Below are 18,176 nucleotides of genomic sequence, written 5' to 3'. Positions count from 1 at the left end.
CGATTACATCATTTCCTTTTTTCCAAATCGTGTAATTGACAGGGCAAGCAGAGCAGCGAATACAGCGATTGCACAGGGCAGGAAAGGCATCAACGCAAATGCGGCATCAGAGGTTTCCGCCGTAAAATCGTGCAGGGAGCAGGACACCAGATAGCCGCTGTAACAGTAGGGATAAGCAATCCAGAGCGGCGTGTTGGCGGCCAGAGTACCGGGGATAACCAGCAGCAGGTTTAGCCCCACGGAAAGCAAAGGTTTTTCAAACAACACCGTGATGGCCCACATCGCCGCCAAGCAGGGAAGCATGGTCAGAAACAGCCCCACGCACCATTTCAGAAGATAGAGAACGGGCAATGTTTCCGTAATACCTATTATGGAAGCGGCCAGCATACCGGCGACTACGAACACAACCAGAAAGACAACCATTTCCATGAGCAGATAGAACATCAGGACACAAAATTTTGTCAGGGAAAGGGCTTTCCGGCTGACCGGCAGGGCCAGCATTTTCAGGATGCCATTGTTCTGCGTTTCCCGCCCCGCAATCATCACGCATACCACGATCATGCTGAACGGCAGCAGATAGTAGGCGTAGACCAAGGCGCTTTGAATAAACATAGCAGGCCATGCGTTGGTGTACTCCGGAGTGAAGTACCGGCTTAATGCGGCCACCCCGGAGGCCACTACTAGCAGCGGGGCAATAAAAATCAGCGGAACGATCTTTGAGCGTTTCACTTTCATAAACTCAATGCCGAGCAAATCCGAAAAGTTCATGTGGCTCCCCCCTTACTCATAGCGCAGATTTTTTGCCATCCACAGCCCAAGGCCAAGGAAAAGGAGCGTTTCGACCAGCGCGAATATGACCACCAGCATATCGGGCTGTGCGCTCATAGCCACCGCAGGCTTGAACATCACAATGAACGGATGCTCCATCAAGACCGCTGCCGCTGAAGATGCCAGGGCATCCCGCTTAAAAAACCGGCAACTCCCACGCCAAGGGGAACCCACATATTTTCAAAGTGGGAGGAGATTAGCACCATAAAGGACAGCACCGGCATGGATGTGATAAACGAATAGGCCGTAAAGCGGAGCAGCGTTCCCATTTCAAATGTTCCCTGCGGCAGATCGCTCATCCCGATTTTTATGAGCGCCAGATTTTCCAGAGCCACCGCCACAAAGAGCATGACGGTCAAGATCAGGAATTTGCAGAGATACATCCCCGGTACGCTCATGGGGAGCATATACATCTTTTTGATTGCGCTGCCCTTAAACTCCATGTTGTAGACCATGCAGGAGGCGACAACAATACCGAACAGGTTCAGTATCATAATCATGCCGTAAAGCTGGGTCAGCAGTACGTCCATCGGGGCCAGCGGGAGACCCAGCAGCGTATCTTTTCGGACAAGGAAGTTGACAAAGGCATAGGCCGCACCTAAAATACCGACAGCCAGCAGCACCGGGATCACCCCTGTCCGCTTCTCTTTCCGCAGTTCGATCACAAGCGCCCTCATAGCTTTGCCCTCTGCTTTCTGGCGGCGTTGTCCTGCTCCACGATGGAGAGAAACACATCTTCCAGGTTGTCGGCGGACATTCCCGCCTGCCTTGCGCTGTGCCGCAGATCATCCAAGCTGCCCTCAAACAGCAGCTGCCCATGATTGAGGATACCGATGTCGTCCGCCATCAACTCAATTTCCGACAGCATATGGGAGGAAATGAGGATGGTGCAGTCGTACAGATCCGGGAGTGACAACATTTGTGACAGGAGGCCCTTGGCTTTCAGGGACAGAGATTTGTCCCGAGATGGTAGTTTGCCATGACGGTGTAATCTGTGGTTTTCCCTTTGAAATACTGGCATTGACTTCACATTTCCCTTCTTCATAATTCATAATTTGAATTGACAGAAACCTCACTTTCTGCTATGCTATTAGTATGACAGGAGGTGAGCAATTTGAGCGATATAGGCAAAAGAATGAGAACGCTCCGGGAGGGTATCGGTCTGTCTCAAGCCAAGTTCGGAAAAATTGCTGGTATTCCCCAAGCTACCATCAACCGATACGAAACAGGCTACTCCGCCGCTCCCATCAAAGTGCTGATCTGGTATGCGGATTACTTCGATGTGTCGATGGATTATATCTGCTGCCGCACTGAAAAGCCCCAGGGTAAGCTGTACAAGTACAAGCCAAAAATTTTGGAAGAAGATAAGGACATGAGGCGGTTTGTGGAGATGTGCTTTGACCCCGCCTCACCCATGAATGACCGCTTGAAAAAAGCCATCGTTGAAATGCTGGAGGAGGTGAAAGAGTGAATGTCGTCATTTACGCCAGGTATTCCAGCCATAGCCGACGGAGCAATCCATCGAGGGCCAGCTTCAAATCTGCTACGAGTTCACCAAGAACAACGGACATATTGTGCATCGACTGGGCGCAGAGCGGCACGACAGACAGCCGGACCGAGTTCCAGAGCATGATTGCCGACAGCGACAAACACATTTTCGAGGGCGTGCTTGTCTATCAGCTTGACCGCTTCGCCCGGAACCGCTACGAAGCGCCATCAACAAGGCCAAGCTGAAAAAGAACGGCGTCCGGGTGATTTCCGCCAGGGAAAATATCAGCGACGAAGCCAGCGGTATTTTGGTGGAGGGTGTGTTGGAGAGCATGGCTGAATACTACTTCGGCGGAGCTGTCCCAAAAGATACGGCAGGGCATGGACATCAACGCTGAGAAGTGTTTGAGTAACGGGAGCAATCCCGGCCTTGGCTATTAAGTGGACGAGGAACGCCGCTTCCATGTTGACCCGGAGGGCGCTGCCGTCGTCCGGGAGATTTTCGAGATGTACGCCAGCGGAAAGACGGTCGCTGAAATCACGAAATACCTCAACGCGAAACAGGTCAAGACTTCCCAGGGCAAGGAGTTCAACAAGAACAGTCTGCACCGTCTTTTGCGGAACAAGCGGTACATCGGCTATTACATCTACAAGGACACGGAAACGCCGGGCGGGATGCCCCGTATCATTGAGGACGAACTTTTTCAGCGGGTACAGCATATCCTTGACCGCAACAAAAAAGCTCCCGCCCGTTCCAGGGGGCGAGAGGAATATCTGCTGACGACGAAGCTGTTTTGCGGCTACTGCCGGGAGGTGATGACCGGCTACGGCGGGACGGGAAAATCCGGGACTACCTATCGCTACTACGCCTGCAAGAGCGCCAAGAAAAAGACCTGCCGGAAGAAAGTTGTCAACAAGCAGAAAATTGAGGACAGGGTTGTTTTAGAGTGCCGCAAGCTGTTGACGGACAGCAATATTGAGAAAATCGCCCTTGTGGTTACCGCCGCTTGTGAGGCCGACTATGACAGCTCCGCCATTAAACGCATCAAGGCGGCGATACAGGAGGCGGACGCCGCCATAGAAAACCTCTGGAAAGCCTTGGCGCGTGGGCAGGCGGTGGATATGATCACCGAGCGCATTGAGAAGCGCAAGTGGGAAAAGGACGAGTTGCAGGGCCAGCTTGCTATTGAGATGGGAAAACAGGTCACATTTACTGCACCGCAAATCAAGGCGTTTCTCTACTCGCTGAAACGGGGAAATATCAACGACGAGAACAACCGCCGGGGAATGGTGAATATTTTCCTGCAGCCATCTACCTTTACGACGATAGAATGATGCTAATCCTCAACGGCGGGGACAGACCGATTTCCATTGGCGATATTCTGCTGGACGAGATAGAGGAACACTTTGGAAGCGCCGTTTCCTGCCATGCGGGGTGTTCACCGTTGGTTGCTTCCGCTCCACCATAATCTGGATATTTTAGGCTGAACGCTTAGAGTACCAATTGTTTCACCTTTTTGATTTTTGGGATTTCAAAATCCCGCGAAATAGATATTTTCAGGGTTTCAGCACAACTGGAGAGGTTTGAACTCCCCCCTTTTTACGGACAAACGGCATTTTGAGTGAAGCGCCCTTTTTCAGCGGCCTGAATCGTCCGTTTTTCACAAGATTATAATACACGAAATTTTGGTGCCGAAGTTGTTGACTATGCACAGCCATTTGGGGTGCCTACTTCGGGTGTCGATCCGTTAGTTCCAAGGGAACTGACAGACCGGCGCTTTTTTCTTTTCCAAAAAGATGCCTGAAAATTACCATTACATTGGAAGGAGGATGAACATGAATACAGAAGAAAAGAGCCGGTATTTCCGAGAGCTGATCCTCAATCTCCAACACGAAGGATTCACCGTAAAGCCGGAAACGGAGGAGGGCCTCCTGCCGGTGGAGTTGGACGGACAACACCTCTGCTTCGCGCTAGATACTGGCGCGGTGAGGTATTGGCGGGAGGACGCGGCAGATGACCACAGAAGCGCCGCACTGGACAAAGTGATCTCTATCACCGAAACCACTGCCGAGTATATGCGCCAGATGGAGGCGGCGCCCCAGCTGACGGTCAGCGGCCTGACGGGAGACTACAGGCTGCTGGCGGATTTCAACGATGTGGTTCTGGCGGACCACCCGACCAAGTACGGCATCCAGTTTGCTACTTGGGAGTGGGTGCGGGAGCGCACCGGATTGTATCAGGGAAACTACTACGGCCCTGGCATTGGCACAGACAGCTACGTTGCCGCCAAGCGGGACTTCGCCACCCGCTCCGGCCTCGTCCCCCGCAGCGCCCTTTTAACCCTGGAGCAGTTGACAGAGATTTACCGCAGCATCCGAGAGACCTTGGAGAATGACTACCCTCTCACAGATGAACGGCGGAAATGCCTGGAATCCACCGCAGGACAAATCGAGAGTGGTGTCCCAGATCTGGAGGCGTAGGTAGAACTGTCCCATCAGAAAGAGGTGGAACTGGCGGCTATGGAGTTCCCCCAGGATGGCGGGATGCAGTTCAGTTAAAATCCAATATTTGTACCACTTAAGGCCGTTTCCATGGAAAAAGGGCCGCGCTTTTTTTGTTTTGTCCTTTTTTGGGGAATCAAGAACACCAAAAACGAGGAGGACAAAAGAAGATGGCGCGATATTTTATGGGCGATACCCGTCTGGGCAGACTGGAACGGATGACGATGGATTCGTCTAGGAGGCCCCCTATCCACACCGACAGCTGGAGGAAGAGACCCCAGAAGAAGCCGCCCTGTAATCGAACGGCCAAAACCCAATCTTCCGGGCGGAACGTGCGGGAGGGCGGCGCATGAGCTATGTGATCCAGGCGGTGCTGAGTAATCCCCGGCACCCGGAGTGCGGGCAGATCACCATCCCCTTCCCCATCCCCACGGATCAGTACGATCAGACCATCGAAATGATCCAGGCGGTGGATCTGGGGTTTTCGGTGAAACGGGACTGCGTGGTGGATGCGGTGGACAGCTACTATCATGTGCTGGGTGCTCTCAAGGGGACGCTGGTCAACGTGGATCAGCTGGACTACCTGGCGAAGCGGCTGGACAGCTTCTGCACGGGCGGGGACGCCCAGTTTCAGGCCATGGCTCACAAGCTGGAGCTGACCAACGTCCAGGACTTTATCAATCTGACCTTCTGTTGCCAGCAGGCCACGGTAATCACCGACTTTTCTGATCTGGAGGCCGTAGGGCGCAGCCATTATTTGAATCTGAATGGCAGAAGCGCCAGCACGGAGGAACTGAAAAATTTGGATGCCGCTGAAACCGCCTGGCTGCTGATTGATGGCGGCGGCGAAACAGTCACCCCCTTCGGCGTGGTCTACGACAACGGTATGGAGCTGAAGCAGCTCTACAACGGGCGGTAGTTCCCCGCGTATCTCTATGACAGCCACCCCTTGGTGCTGGAAGTGACGCCGGAGCGTGGCCTCGCGGAGGGGAAAAATCCGGAATACCTGTACTTCCCCTACTCGGAACACCAGCTGGAGCGGACCCTACTCCGCACCGGCACTGATTCCTCTGTCGGCGTGTAGCTCCGGTGTACTTTTGACGAACTGCCGGACAAAGTATCGGAGGCCCTGGATTTGGAGGATCTGTCCAGAGGTGACCTCCCCGGCCTGAACCGGCTGTGCCGGGTCATCGCGTCTCTGAATGAAATGGACCAAAAAAGCTGAACGCGGCAGTCTGCATGGCGGAGCCGGGAGATATGATGGCTGTTCGCTGTCTGGCGGAGAATCTGAATCAATTTAACTTTGTCCCCGGCGTCCAGACCCCGGAGGAATACGGCAAGCACATGATTCGGGAATCTGGACTCTTCGACTACGATGAGGAATTGGATGGCTTCTACGGTTACCGGCGCTACGGAGAACAGCGCGCCCAGAAGGAGGGCGGACAGTTCAACGAGTGCGGCTATGTGGCCTACCAGGGAACGGTTCTGCTGGAGGAGTTGCTTCGAGATGCTCCCACAGAGCAGTGGCAGGGACCGCAGATGGGAGGGCTGTCATAATGAGGATTCATGTAGCCGATAACGGCGGAGTGATCGAGCAGCGGATTCCAAAGGAACAGGGCGTCATTCATCTGACACTCACCACATCAAAGGGGACATTCCCCCTCAGCCTCCCCGCCGCGGACGAGCGGCTGGAACAGGCAAAAAGGGCGCTGGACGTGTGAAGTGCCCCCTGTCAAGTAGACAAAACAGAGAAAAAGAAAGGCAGGAATGGCAATGAGATAGCTTTTGCCTCTATTTCACCCCAGCTGCCAAGAATTCCATAGGCGTCACACACCCAAGCTTTTTTTGGTATCGTTCATGGTTGTAGAAATAGATGTATGCGGCGACCGCCTCGCAAAGCTGGCTGTAGTCATCAAAATGATGTAAATAGTACATCTCGGATTTCAAAGTACCCCAAAATCCTTCCATGGGCGCATTGTCCAGGCATTTTCCTGGACGGGACATACTTTGACAGACACCGGCCTCCTTCATCCTTTTTTGAAAGGCGCGGCTGGTATATTGTGCGCCCCGGTCGCTATGAACCAGCGGATGCGCATCGGGATACTGCCGGAACGCCCATTCAAAGGCTTCGAAGACCAAAGCGATGTTATTACGCTGCCCGAATGAAAAACCTACAATATTCCTTCCGTACAAATCCAGGACTGCGCACAAATAAGCTTTTCCGCTTGTCCCATATTTGAATTCTGTTACATCCGTCAGCCACTTTTCATTTGGTTTCTTTGCCGCAAAGCCCCTGTTCAAAATATTTTCCGCAAGATATTCATCCGAAGACTTCTTCCTGCGTGTCCGCTTTCTTCTCCTGCATACAGAGCGGAGGTCAAGGAGCCGCATCAGCCGGTATACCCTCTTCAGATTACACTTGATTCCATACCGTCGTTCCAAAATGATCTGCATCTGCCGGTAACCGGGAACGCCGTGCTGGCTTTGGTATATTTCAACAATTAGATGAGCCAGCTTTTCGTCTTCCCTCTGCTTGGGACTTGCCGCTCGGTTGAGCCATTTGTAATACCCAGCCCGGCTGACGCCTGCTGCCATACAGAGCTTGCACACAGGCCAGTGATACGTCTCATGCAGTTCCTTGACGGTTTGATAGGCCGTTTCATGCCGGACCCCGCTGAAGTCCGGCAGCTGATTTCTGGGCCAGCATATCTGCTGGTATCTCTGCTGTACCGCCATTTTCATTTCCAGTTCCAGGCTGTTCATCCGCAGGCGCTGGTTCTCCGCGGCAAGGCCGGACGAACGATGGTCACCGTCCAACCCCTCCAAGCCTGCCTTGTGGTATCGCTGTACCCAGCCATAAACCTGCTGATATGTGAACCCGAAGCAAGCCGCGGTCAGCTTGTAGTTTTTTCCATGAGTGATGCAATACTCCACCGCTGCTTTACGCTCTTCATAAGATACCATGGTCAACGGAACACTCCTTCTGCCTCCGGGAGAACGGAATCCTTTTTGACCATTATACAACTTAATCCACTGTTCCAGCTGCGATCTTGACCGCAGCTGATATTTTTTGCAGACTGCCTCTATACTTATCTGACCGGACAGATACAGCTCTGCCGCCTGCTGCTTTACGATTGCGGGATAGTGATGATTCCCCTTCCGGTGACGCAGCCCTTCCTCACCAAACAGATCATAATTCTGAAGCCATTTCTGTAGGGTGCTGCGCTGCACCCCAAATCTTGCTGCGATTTGATTCAGGCTCCCGGCTCCGGCATAGCACTGCTTCACTGCATCGATCTTTGTTTCCGCACTGATTGCTGACATAATGATGCTCCCCTTCGAGTAGTCTGCAAGTTTTTCTCGCTTTGTCTACTCTATGGGGAGCATATCACCTCCAGAACGCCGCCGACCCCAACAGGCCCCACACCCACATCTGGTATGTGATTGAGAACATCAACACTCCGTCACTGCAGTCAGTCCATGCGCTGCCGCTGGAAGAGGCGCTCCGGCTGTACCGCGGCCTCGACTGCGGGGACAATCTGTATTACATTCATTACAGTTTTCCTCCCACAAATAGAAATGCCGCAGTGAAACCACTGCGGCGCAACAAGTTTAGTATGCTCAATATGAAAAGTTGACAAACTACTCCCTTGATGTAGTTTGTCAACTTTTCATGGTGGAGACTACTGGACTCGAACCAGTGGCCTCATGCGTGTGAATATTCGATAGGGAAGAGGAGAGCGTCCTATTCCCTCCATCCGGACCTTTTGTGCCCAAATTTTGTAATGTCAGCGTCCTGTCCGCTCCACTGCTTGCGCCTGGATTTTTTCTATTGTGGGTCAAGTTGTGGGTCAACGCTCCAGAATCGCCTCACAAGCAACTTTCAAAGAGGGGATGTCATGTTCCAGTGTATCCCAAACGGCAGCAACATCAATCGCACCATAAGCGTGGACATAAAAGTTCCGAGTATCTTTGATAATTCGCCAAGGCACGGCAGGTTTTTTCTGCTTGACATCATCCGAGAGCTGGGAAACCAGTTCACCAATCTGAACAACGCACATACAGCAGGCATCCTGGAAAAGGTGGTCATTTTCAAATGCGGAAAAGTCATGATGATACCGCTCCAGATTATCCGCAATCCGCCGGCAGTACATAATGATTTTCCTGAGAATAACCTCATCACGCATTTTGATAGAGCAACACCTCTTCTTTCCGAATCATTTCCAAAAAGTCGGGATCGGAAGCCTCCGTTGTGACCATATCCACCGGAAGGTGCAAAGCATCCTCTACAGCCAGACGGAATCCGCTCAGCTGAAAGAGAGAGCGGAGGCGGCCTTTTTCAATCTTCAAGTCCACATCACTGTCCGCCAAGGCCTCACCCCTGGAATAAGAACCGAATACCGAAACGCTTTCCACACCATGTGCATCAGCAATCGGTGCAATGATGTTCTTTAATTCATCAATGCTGTATGGAGCCATGAAAACACCTCTTCTTCATTTTTATTGCAGTATACCACGAATCTATAGAAATGAAAAGAGTCAGTTCAGCGTGTGCCCTTCCAAATGGAGCGAGGAAATGTATAAATAATAAGCCGTTGCGCCTTTAACCGCGTGAGGCTCAGTTCTATTCCAACCGAAGCGCCTCTACAGGCATCAACCCCGAAGCCTTTGCCGCCGGGTACATCCCGGGTCCAATCCCTAGCAATACTGAGAACAGGAATGCCCCAACTGCCAGTCCTGTGTTTGGAAATAGTAGCATTTTCAGCAGCTGCTTTCCCGCAATCAAAGCCCCAAGCACTCCAAGCCCGATTCCAATAGTGCCCCCGACGCCGCACAGCACAGCAGCTTCCACTAGGAACTGCGCCATGATAGAGGCCCTGGGCGCGTCGATATCCCGCCGGACGCTGATCTTCCTGGTCCGTTCTGGCACCGTTACCAGCGATATTCATGATTCCGATGCCTCCCACTAAAAAAGAGATGCCCGCAATGCCGCCTAAGACCAGATTCATCATTTTGTTTAGCTACGATAACCAGAAGTGACGGAAAGCGACAGTGCCTACACAGCGTTGTACTGTGCAGGCATATGAAGTGACATAGTTTTTAATGTACTTACAGATTTCATGTTCGTGGCCAGAGTAACCCGGCGGAGGGTCTATGCTTTTTTTGTCAGGTTAGAGGGGGCCAGGATAAAAAAAGGACATGACGATATCTTCCGGATACCGCCGTGTCCTAAAAATGGGCGACTTTAACACACCCTCCGTTTTCCATTTTTTCAAAAGAAAGCGGCGGCCTTGAACTTGGTATTTTAAAACCGCCGTCAAAATTAGGGCATGAGAGGACATGAGAATGCAGCTGCTGCATGACGTTTTTTCTTTTGCCGTCGTGTGGCAACATTTTTATAAATGACTATTGTGTATCAATTTTAATATAATGCATGTTTATCATATATATCACGCAAAAATAGCACAGATATAGAACAAAAAAGCAAATCACAAAGCCGCCAACAGATTTAAGGATTAGATTGTACATGAACGCCGGAAATATCAAATTAAATTTATAGTTGATAAACAGTGTGGCTGTCAAAAGCACAATAAAAGACATTACCACTGGCAGAAACATTCGCATAAGCGTTTGAGTGTAAAGTAAGGTCTTTAGCTCAGGCCGATTTTTGCCCATATGAAATAATAGCTTGATATTTCTTGCTTCCCTTTTTAGATCAATAACCTGCAATAACGAAATAATAGAGAAGTAGATAATCATAAAAATGGTGCAGATGCTGATTTGTAAAATTCCCATCCATTGTTGCCTATCTTGCTCAAAAATGTGAATATCTGAGTTGAGTAATAACGTTCCAAATACAGAGGAAATTGCCGAAAAAATGATACATGCACAAAAAATGGTATTCATATTTGCGTTTGTCTTTGAGCCTGTTGTCATTTGGGCAATTCGGTATAGCCGATTGCCCTGATATAAAGCATCTGCCTGTGATAGCCGTAAAAAGGAGATAAAAGCATACAGCCATTTATAAAACGAGAAAACACATAGCAATATTGGTAAGGTAATGAGCGAAATAGAGATAGACATTAACTCGTCAGACATAAAGGAAATACCAAGCAATAATGCCATATAGCAAGAAAAGCTGATAACAAGCATCAAGCCCCAAAAATCCTTTTTGTCAGCTCTGAGCGGTTGATTATGCTGCTTTTCACGCATAAGTTGGACGATCTGCAATTTGTAAATTTTTCGTTTTATAAAAAGCAACGACAAAACTTCTACACAACAAAAATAAGCAAGCGTCTGTAAAATGCTTTTCAAGATAATTTGGAGCATGGATTGTTCTCCAGCCCCTTGTAGTATCGTACAGCAACAAACAGAAAATATCCCCACACCTAAAGCGGCCCCAAAGAGAAAACACATCAGTCCGATTACAAGCAGTTCACACAGGAAAACTAGGGACAATTTCTTCTTTTCCATTCCAAGCAACATATATGTGGCAAACTCTTTTGCTCGTTGTTTGACAATAAAAATATTGATATAGTTTACTGATGCCACCATAATCACAACAATCAATAGTGGCAGCGCCATTGTCTGAAAGCCCGCCTGCATATCTCCCCAATTTGCAATACAGTTTGAAAGGCAGATAACAGATGTCAGCAAAATCATGGAGACAATATATAGAACATAATCAAGCATGGATCGTTTTGCGTTGCGGATTGCCAATTTAAGATACATAGTGAACGCCTCCTGTTATTTTTGCCATAGCGTCCAATATTCTGGTAAAGAACTCTTGTTTTCCCTCCTTACCACGCTTCAGCGTAGCCTTAAATTCACCGTCCTGCATGAATAGAATTTTGTCGCAGTAGCTGGCGGATAGAGCATCATGCGTAACCATTAAAATGGTAGCGGTATACTTTTGGGAGAGCATAACAAAAGTTTCTAACAACTGTCTTGCAGAGTAACTATCTAAAGCGCCTGTTGGTTCGTCCGCAAGAATAAGGCTTGGATTTGTAATGATTGCTCTCACACAAGCGCATTTTTGCCGCTGACCGCCTGAAATTTCATAGGGGAACTTGTTCAAGATTTCAGATATGTCTAGCTTTTCGGCCCAATCAATAATCGTTTGTCGTACATTCTCTTTTGCTGTCTGCTTAATTGTCAATGTCAATGCGATATTTTCATAGACAGTTAGCGTATCTAACAAGTTGTATTCTTGAAAAACGAACCCTAAATGCTCCCGGCGGAAAGACGCCAAGTCATTTTCGGATAGCTCAGAAATAGTTTGCCCATCAATTTCTATCTGGCCGCTGGTGGCCTTGTCGATGGTCGCAATCATATTAAGCAAAGTCGTTTTTCCTGAACCGGATGCACCCATGATACCAACAAAATTTCCTTTGTTGATTTCAAAGCTAACATCTTTGACTGCCACAGTCGAAGTGCTTTCTGTTTCATATATCTTTCTGATATTTTGTAGTTTTAGAACAGGCGAAGCGTGAGGGCCTGTTTTGCTTTCCCATTGATCCTTACCCAGCCAGCTCGTCACCACTTCAAACAGAACTTGATTGGATTTTTCTTTCAGATTTTCATCCGATATAAATTCACCTAAAAGCAATTCGTTCAAAGTGATTTGAAGTAAATCGCACAGAGGATTGAATAAAGACAGGTCAGGCATAGATTTACCTGTTTCCCATTTTGAGATCGCTTTGTCTGTAATCCCTAATTTTTCTGCCAGCTGACTTTGGGTCAGGCCATTATCCTTCCTCCGGGCTGCAATAAAGCTGCCGATTTTCTTTTGATCCATATGCTAAAAACCTCCCTTTCGCGTTTCATTATACCTGGGCCGGAGAAAATGCACACCTACCAGCGGTAGAGTTGCCAAAAATCCACATGTTTTTAGCTTTACCACGCTGAAATAGATAAGGGACTTATTTATATAATCCTTCTCTCAAAAATTTGATACCGGGAATGCCAGCGCTGTTTTGAACCCCTTCTGCGGTTCGCTCTCCATGGTCACGGTTCCCTTGTGCGCTTCCATGATCTGCCAGACCAATAAAACACCTAATCCATGCCGCAGGTTCAGCTTTTCATCCGTACTTTCCAGCCGGTGACCGCCTGCAGTCAGTTCCTCCAGTTTCTCGGACGATACCCCTGCGCCATCGTCCGCAACCTCGACCATAATACTGGTACCCCCACACAGGACCGAAACAGAAATCCGGCAGCCCTGGGGATTATGGACGATGCTGTTCTGGATCAGGTTGCCCAGTGCCCGCTTCAGCAGGGCCTCGTCGCCCGGGATGGTCACCGGCTCGCTCTCCTGATCGGCGCTGAACTCTATCTCGTACCGCTCCTCCAGACCGCCGTCCAGAAACTCGCAGACCACCTGCCGGGCCAGCTCCACCGGATAGACCTTCTCCAGCCGCAGGGGCTGCATGGCGTACTCCAGCCTGGACGTGAGGTTCAAATCGGAGATCAGGCTCCGCAGCTTCTCCCCCTGCCTACGGATATAGGACGCCTGTTCACGGGCAGAGATTGGAAGTGTTTGGTCATCCTCCAACTGTCCGGCAAAACCCAAAATCACCGAGAGGGGCGTCCGCACGTCATGGGAAACACCGCTGATCCAGTCGGCGCGGGCGCTGTCCTTTTTGGCAATAAAAGCCCCTGCCTTGTTAAGCTGACGGTTGATCTCCGCCAATTCTCCCTTCTCCGGGAGACTGACCGGCTGGCCGGAGGAAACCGTTTCAATCCCCCGCAAAATAGGCGTGACTGCCTTTTCAACGTGCCGGGTGTTCTTCCAGATCAGCAGGACCACCACAATGATATTGGTCAGAAAGACGGCAGCCAGCCCGACAAGCAGTTTTCTCGCATAGCTCTCACTGACGGAAAAGTAATACTTCGCCTGACTGCCCTTTTCGCCGCCCACTACCAATAGCCCCTGGGGATGCTCCTGCACATAGACCGGATAATCCCCCAAATACCACCGGCTGAATTTTGCCACATCCGCTGCCGTGTACTGCCGGGGCAGTTCCTCCGGCAGTTTGCTCTGAAAAATGACCGTTCCGGTATCGTCCAAAATCATCGCCCAGGCGTGATGTTCTTCCAGAATTTCGTCCAGCGCCCCAGCCGCCGTCAAATGTCCGGTTCCATCCAGAGTAATGCTGTCACAGATTTTGCTTATAGAGATTTCCGGTACCTCCGAGGTCTGCCAGGCCCAGATCAACACAGAGAAAAGCAGGACAACATTGAGCAGCAGGAACAGTGCGATAATGCCCACCATGGATAAAAAGTATTTCCGAAAGAAGCGTTCCACAGGTTTCATTTCTCCGGCTCCTTTACCACCAGCTTATACCCCAGGCCCTTCACCGTCAGGAGCGATACGGGCCTCGACGGATTTTCCTCGATCTTCTCCCGCAGATGCCGGATATGGGTCATTAACGTCGTTTCATACCCCTGCCAAATCTCTCCGCACAGCGTTTGACAGAGAACGCCGATGGTGACGATCCGGCCCGCGTTCTCCGCCAGCTTTTCAAAAATGCTGTACTCCTTGGCGGTCAGCGGCATCCGCTGTCCATCTCGGATAACCTCCGCCCGGTCTAAATCCACCGCGGCAGCGTTCAGCGTAACAACCCGCTCTTTTTCAGGATAGGCCCGTTTCAAAATCGCCTGAACCCGCAGCAGCAATTCCTTCGGGAGAAAAGGCTTGACCAGATAATCGTCCGCCCCCAGCTCGAACCCGGCAAAGCGGTCCTCGGCTTCCCCCTTCGCGGTGAGCATAAGAACGGGAACTTTGCTGACAGCCCGAATTTCCTGGAGCAGTTCAAACCCGTCCATATCCGGCATCATCACATCCAGAATGATGATGCCGGGTATTTTTTTCGCCATCACCGCCAGCGCCTCTTGCCCGGAGGCCGCTGTTGTAATCTGTGTATATCCGGCGCTCTCAAAAATGGAGCGGATCATTGTCCGCAAATCTTTTTCATCATCTACAACGAGGATTTCTCTGTCCAGCATATAAGCCCCTCCTGTCCGCACTCATTATAGCGCAGAAACTAAAAATTGTATATGCCGCCAGCGTAATCTCAAGGTTATCTCAAGGTTCCCTCAAGGATCGCTCAAGGATGGTGTTGTATATTGACCCTACAAAGGAGGTAACCGCTATGAGCGAAATAGTCATCGAAACAAAACAACTGACCAAACAGTACGGAACGCAAAAGAGCGTGGCGGAGCTGAACATCCATGTTCAAAGAGGCCGCATCTATGGTCTGCTGGGCCGAAACGGAGCCGGAAAAACCACCACCATGAAGATGCTGCTGGGCCTGACCCAGCCCACGTCCGGGAAGGTGACGATCTGGGGGAAGTCCCTGCTGGGCAATGAGAGGAAGCTGCTGCCCCGCATCGGCAGCCTGATTGAATCCCCGGGCTTTTATCCCAACCTGACGGGAACGGAGAACCTGCGCATTTTCGCTGCCCTGCGGGGACTGAAAAATCAGGGGGCTATTAAGAACGCCCTGGATTTGGTAGGACTGCCCTACCGGGATAAAAAGCTCTTTTTCCAATACTCCCTGGGTATGAAGCAGCGGCTGGCCATCGCCCTGGCGGTGATGCACGACCCGGAGCTGCTGATCCTGGACGAGCCCATCAACGGCCTGGACCCCATCGGCATCGCGGAGGTGCGCTCCTTCATCCGGGCGCTGTGCGATGAGCGGGGCAAGACCATCCTGATCTCCAGCCACATTCTCTCCGAGGTGGCGCTGCTGGCGGACGACATCGGCATCATCGACCACGGTGTGCTGCTGGAGGAGGAGAGCCTTGCGGACCTGGAAGCCAAGAGCGACCGGTATATCCGCTTCACAGTCTCCGACACGGGGCGGGCAGCGGAGGTCTTGAACAGTGCTTTCCACGAAAATCAGTTTACCGTACAGGACGGCCAACATCTGCGGCTGGATTCTTCCAAGGTCCCCGTGGCAAAGATTGTTTCTGCCTTTGTGCAGTATGGTCTGGAGGTGTCGGAGGCCGCAACTGTGGAGGAAAGCCTGGAGGATTACTTCAAACGGGTGACCGGGGGTGAGGGGATTGCTTAAGCTGATTTCCTGTGAGCTTCAGAAGCTGAAACGGAAGAAGTTCTTTCCTTTTGTGATCCTCTCCGCGTTCCTGTTCCCGCCCCCGCTGGCACTGATGATGCTGACGCCCCGCATGATGGAGCGGTACGACACGAAAGCCGAGCTCTTTGACGACTTTTACCAGTTTGTCCTGGGCTATGGGGTGGAGCTGCTTCTGCCCTGCGTCATCGGCGTCATCGCCGCTATGCTGTTCTTTATGGAGCGGGACAACGACACCTTCAAAAACCTGCGGACCATTCCGGTGACCAGCACCCAGATGATTTTTGCCAAAATGATCGTTCTGTTTCTGTTCGGACTGATCTTCTGTCTGTCCACAGCCGCCGTCACCATTGTCTGCGGGGGCCTGATTGCCGAGGTGGGCGGGCTGGGCTACAAGCTGTGGGTGGCGGTAGAGATGGGAGTTTTCGTCACGGCGGGCACCCTGCCGTTGGTAGTGCTGGTGGTCTTTTTCAGCAAGACCTATATCTTCTCCGTTCTGCTGTGCATCTTTTACAGCGTGTTAAGCCTGACCGCCGAAAGCAGCTTCGGTGCCCTGCCGAAGTTTCTGTGCTGGCTGATGCCGATTCCCCTCACAAACCTCTGGTGCGCGGGGGATATGGTTCGGCATGGCGTCAAGGGCAGCTTGGGGGAACTGCAATACCTGATTCCCTCAACAATGCAGACCGTCTTGATTTTGAGTGCAATGGCTGTCCTGTCCATTCTGCTGATTGACCGGCTGTATAAAATGAGAGGGGGAGATTGAGATGCTGGTACTGCTGAAAACTGAAGTTTGGAAACTGAAACGGTATCACATGGTCTGGGCAGGGGTTTTCCTGATGCTGCTGTCCGTCCTGCTTACGGTTTTCTCCGCCACCGCCCAGGATGGAAGTGTATGGACCTTCTCCTTTTTCGTGGAGCAGGTCCTGAAGAACAACATCACAACGATTTTCCCTATGTGCATCGCTTTGATTACCGGATATATCATCAGCCGGGAGGGAACGGACGACACACTGAAAAACATCCTGACGGTCCCCCTGTCGTTTTCCGCTCTGCTGGCTGGCAAGCTGGCCGTCTGCGGACTGCTCTCCCTGTTCCTGGGGATCGTCAGCACCGTGTTCACTGTGACGGCATCCTCCCTTTTGGGCTTCCCCGGCGGCGATTTTCCGGCAGTCATGCAGGCCGGGTTGCAGATTACGGCCAACTGCCTGTTCCTTTATATCGCAGTTCTGCCAATCATCGCCATCGCCGCCCGCATTCCAAACGGTCACTTGATTGGAGCAGTGGTAGCCTTTGTCTACGGCTACGGCGGGATGTTCGCGGCGGGGAACATGACCTTGGCGAATTGGTATCCCGTGACCGCAAGCATGGGGCTGATTGGATACCGCAGCTATGATGCGGCTGTCCATTGGAATCCACTGCTTTGTATGTTCAGTTTGCTGGCCGCTCTGCTGATTGCCGCCGCTTTTGTAGCGACAGCAAAAAAAGGCGCGGCTCCAAAGACAGCAAAAAAGCCCAAACGGGTCATCACTAAAAAAGGTTGGTAAGGGGTTTCAAACAACATGAAGAAAAAAGTGAAAATCACAATAGGCGTCGCTGCCGTCCTGCTCATTGGTCTGGCCGGCTTTTGTGCATGGTTCCTCTCCGGCTCCGGCAGCGCCGAGTATTACGCCCAGATCGACAACACCAAGGTGGAACAGGTGGATTCTAATGGAGGTGTCATTAACTTCAAAGGCAACCTGCCCTATTCCTACACGCTGCTGTCCTATGACGAAAACGGGAGCGAGAAAGAGATCACCTTTGGGACATCCAGAGAACTGCGGGAGGGGGCCTTTATCCGTCTGACCGTCATGCCGGTCCGGGGAGTCCTGGATTGGAGCGAGGTGCAGTATGACGAGCTTCCAGCAGCAGTACAGAATCATTATTCTGCTCCATCGGATGATGAAGGGTAATTTCAGCGAATAACAGAAGTTCTATCCATTTAGGGCTTATTTTCTGCGGCGGTTTATTAAAGCCGCCGCCTTTCCATTTGCTTTCTCGACATATGGGAGAATGCCGCCATGCGATTACAGATAGATAGGCACTTGTCAAAAAAAGCCTGACACTTGCGACGGCACCCCCTACCCAGGCTTGCGAAAATATATGAGTATATTGGATTCCAATTTGGCGTATTGATTCCCAGCCTATTGGTGGTGCTTATTTTAGCGTGTTACTATGGAGCAACGATTTATGCAATAAAAAGGACCTTGGCCGATTCACTCAACGGTA

General features: G+C 51.0%; 23 protein-coding genes and 2 pseudogenes. 14 read left to right on the top strand and 11 right to left on the bottom strand.

What is annotated here, in order from left to right; translation table 11 throughout:
* Positions 1–3: 3 nt before the first annotated feature.
* The 3 genes and pseudogenes from C816_RS18490 to C816_RS18480 all read right to left on the bottom strand — a co-directional run.
* Complete coding sequence (locus C816_RS18490; RefSeq protein WP_016323934.1) at positions 4–768, bottom strand: ABC transporter permease; 765 nt, start codon at positions 766–768, stop codon at positions 4–6.
* A gap of 12 nt (positions 769–780) precedes the next feature.
* A pseudogene (locus tag C816_RS18485) lies at positions 781–1,505 on the bottom strand (ABC transporter permease).
* A pseudogene (locus C816_RS18480) lies at positions 1,502–1,741 on the bottom strand (ABC transporter ATP-binding protein); the annotation flags it as partial. The pseudogenes C816_RS18480 and C816_RS18485, both read right to left, overlap by 4 nt.
* Before the next feature lie 201 nt (positions 1,742–1,942).
* Here C816_RS18480 and C816_RS18475 point away from each other — a divergent pair.
* From C816_RS18475 to C816_RS23980, 9 genes are all read left to right on the top strand, one after another.
* Positions 1,943–2,299, top strand: a complete 357-nt coding sequence (locus C816_RS18475) for a helix-turn-helix domain-containing protein (RefSeq protein WP_016323930.1) — start codon at positions 1,943–1,945, stop codon at positions 2,297–2,299.
* Positions 2,296–2,562, top strand: a complete 267-nt coding sequence (locus C816_RS25165) for a recombinase family protein (RefSeq protein WP_016323929.1) — start codon at positions 2,296–2,298, stop codon at positions 2,560–2,562. Before C816_RS18475 ends, C816_RS25165 begins: the two co-directional genes overlap by 4 nt.
* A gap of 195 nt (positions 2,563–2,757) precedes the next feature.
* The gene (locus C816_RS18470; protein WP_016323928.1) at positions 2,758–3,651 is read left to right on the top strand and encodes a recombinase family protein; all 894 of its coding nucleotides are present in this window, start codon (positions 2,758–2,760) and stop codon (positions 3,649–3,651) included.
* Between the two features lie 501 nt (positions 3,652–4,152).
* Entirely contained in the window at positions 4,153–4,797 is a 645-nt protein-coding gene (locus tag C816_RS18465; protein ID WP_016323927.1) for a hypothetical protein, read from the top strand.
* A gap of 191 nt (positions 4,798–4,988) precedes the next feature.
* On the top strand, positions 4,989–5,171 hold the full coding sequence (locus C816_RS24635; RefSeq protein ID WP_016323926.1) for a hypothetical protein: 183 nt from the start codon (positions 4,989–4,991) through the stop codon (positions 5,169–5,171).
* Positions 5,168–5,737, top strand: coding sequence for a hypothetical protein (locus C816_RS25160; RefSeq protein WP_016323925.1), 570 nt, complete (start codon positions 5,168–5,170; stop codon positions 5,735–5,737). The genes C816_RS24635 and C816_RS25160 overlap by 4 nt, the downstream gene beginning before the upstream one ends.
* Positions 5,738–5,767: 30 nt before the next feature.
* Positions 5,768–5,902 (top strand): hypothetical protein, encoded by a 135-nt coding sequence (locus C816_RS25395; RefSeq protein WP_256378438.1) that lies wholly within the window; start codon positions 5,768–5,770, stop codon positions 5,900–5,902.
* Positions 5,903–6,075: 173 nt separating this feature from the next.
* Entirely contained in the window at positions 6,076–6,375 is a 300-nt protein-coding gene (locus C816_RS25155) for a hypothetical protein (protein WP_016323924.1), read from the top strand.
* Complete coding sequence (locus C816_RS23980) at positions 6,375–6,539, top strand: hypothetical protein (protein WP_016323923.1); 165 nt, start codon at positions 6,375–6,377, stop codon at positions 6,537–6,539. The genes C816_RS25155 and C816_RS23980 overlap by 1 nt, the downstream gene beginning before the upstream one ends.
* A 70-nt stretch (positions 6,540–6,609) precedes the next feature.
* Here the strand turns inward: C816_RS23980 and C816_RS23085 are convergent, their stop codons facing one another.
* Positions 6,610–8,142 (bottom strand): IS3 family transposase, encoded by a 1,533-nt coding sequence (locus C816_RS23085; RefSeq protein ID WP_016320743.1) that lies wholly within the window; start codon positions 8,140–8,142, stop codon positions 6,610–6,612.
* 116 nt (positions 8,143–8,258) lie between these two features.
* On the opposite strand from C816_RS23085, the gene C816_RS25150 reads away from it, so the two are divergent.
* Complete coding sequence (locus tag C816_RS25150; RefSeq protein ID WP_242832269.1) at positions 8,259–8,456, top strand: hypothetical protein; 198 nt, start codon at positions 8,259–8,261, stop codon at positions 8,454–8,456.
* A 213-nt stretch (positions 8,457–8,669) separates the two neighbouring features.
* Here the strand turns inward: C816_RS25150 and C816_RS18445 are convergent, their stop codons facing one another.
* The 7 genes from C816_RS18445 to C816_RS18415 all read right to left on the bottom strand — a co-directional run bounded on the left by C816_RS18445 (position 8,670) and on the right by C816_RS18415 (position 14,823).
* Positions 8,670–9,005, bottom strand: a complete 336-nt coding sequence (locus tag C816_RS18445; protein WP_040656194.1) for a HepT-like ribonuclease domain-containing protein — start codon at positions 9,003–9,005, stop codon at positions 8,670–8,672.
* On the bottom strand, positions 8,998–9,297 hold the full coding sequence (locus C816_RS18440; RefSeq protein WP_016323921.1) for a nucleotidyltransferase family protein: 300 nt from the start codon (positions 9,295–9,297) through the stop codon (positions 8,998–9,000). The genes C816_RS18445 and C816_RS18440 overlap by 8 nt, the downstream gene beginning before the upstream one ends.
* A gap of 145 nt (positions 9,298–9,442) precedes the next feature.
* Positions 9,443–9,709, bottom strand: a complete 267-nt coding sequence (locus C816_RS24630) for an ABC transporter permease (RefSeq protein ID WP_371254434.1) — start codon at positions 9,707–9,709, stop codon at positions 9,443–9,445.
* A 515-nt stretch (positions 9,710–10,224) separates the two neighbouring features.
* The gene (locus C816_RS18430) at positions 10,225–11,550 is read right to left on the bottom strand and encodes an FtsX-like permease family protein (protein WP_016323920.1); all 1,326 of its coding nucleotides are present in this window, start codon (positions 11,548–11,550) and stop codon (positions 10,225–10,227) included.
* A complete protein-coding gene (locus C816_RS18425; protein ID WP_016323919.1) occupies positions 11,540–12,616 on the bottom strand; it encodes an ATP-binding cassette domain-containing protein in 1,077 nt (358 codons plus the stop codon). The genes C816_RS18430 and C816_RS18425 overlap by 11 nt, the downstream gene beginning before the upstream one ends.
* A 144-nt stretch (positions 12,617–12,760) precedes the next feature.
* On the bottom strand, positions 12,761–14,131 hold the full coding sequence (locus tag C816_RS18420) for a sensor histidine kinase (protein WP_016323918.1): 1,371 nt from the start codon (positions 14,129–14,131) through the stop codon (positions 12,761–12,763).
* On the bottom strand, positions 14,128–14,823 hold the full coding sequence (locus C816_RS18415; RefSeq protein WP_016323917.1) for a response regulator transcription factor: 696 nt from the start codon (positions 14,821–14,823) through the stop codon (positions 14,128–14,130). The genes C816_RS18420 and C816_RS18415 overlap by 4 nt, the downstream gene beginning before the upstream one ends.
* 146 nt (positions 14,824–14,969) lie before the next feature.
* Here C816_RS18415 and C816_RS18410 point away from each other — a divergent pair, with 146 nt between their 5' ends.
* The 4 genes from C816_RS18410 to C816_RS18395 are packed head-to-tail and all read left to right on the top strand — an operon-like array spanning position 14,970 to position 17,860.
* Positions 14,970–15,893 carry an ABC transporter ATP-binding protein gene (locus C816_RS18410; RefSeq protein ID WP_016323916.1) on the top strand — a complete coding sequence of 308 codons (924 nt, stop codon included), beginning with the start codon at positions 14,970–14,972 and terminating at the stop codon, positions 15,891–15,893.
* Positions 15,886–16,674: an ABC transporter permease gene (locus C816_RS18405; protein WP_016323915.1), complete on the top strand. Its 789-nt coding sequence runs from the start codon at positions 15,886–15,888 to the stop codon at positions 16,672–16,674. The genes C816_RS18410 and C816_RS18405 overlap by 8 nt, the downstream gene beginning before the upstream one ends.
* A 1-nt stretch (position 16,675) precedes the next feature.
* Positions 16,676–17,455 carry an ABC transporter permease gene (locus tag C816_RS18400; RefSeq protein ID WP_016323914.1) on the top strand — a complete coding sequence of 260 codons (780 nt, stop codon included), beginning with the start codon at positions 16,676–16,678 and terminating at the stop codon, positions 17,453–17,455.
* A gap of 15 nt (positions 17,456–17,470) precedes the next feature.
* Entirely contained in the window at positions 17,471–17,860 is a 390-nt protein-coding gene (locus C816_RS18395; RefSeq protein WP_016323913.1) for a YxeA family protein, read from the top strand.
* The last annotated feature ends 316 nt before the right edge of the window (positions 17,861–18,176 follow it).

The organism is Oscillibacter sp. 1-3, from assembly GCF_000403435.2.
In the GTDB taxonomy this organism is placed as follows: domain Bacteria; phylum Bacillota; class Clostridia; order Oscillospirales; family Oscillospiraceae; genus Oscillibacter.
The sequence above is the reverse complement of the archived record's forward strand: the minus strand, read 5'-3'. Positions and strand labels throughout refer to the sequence as shown.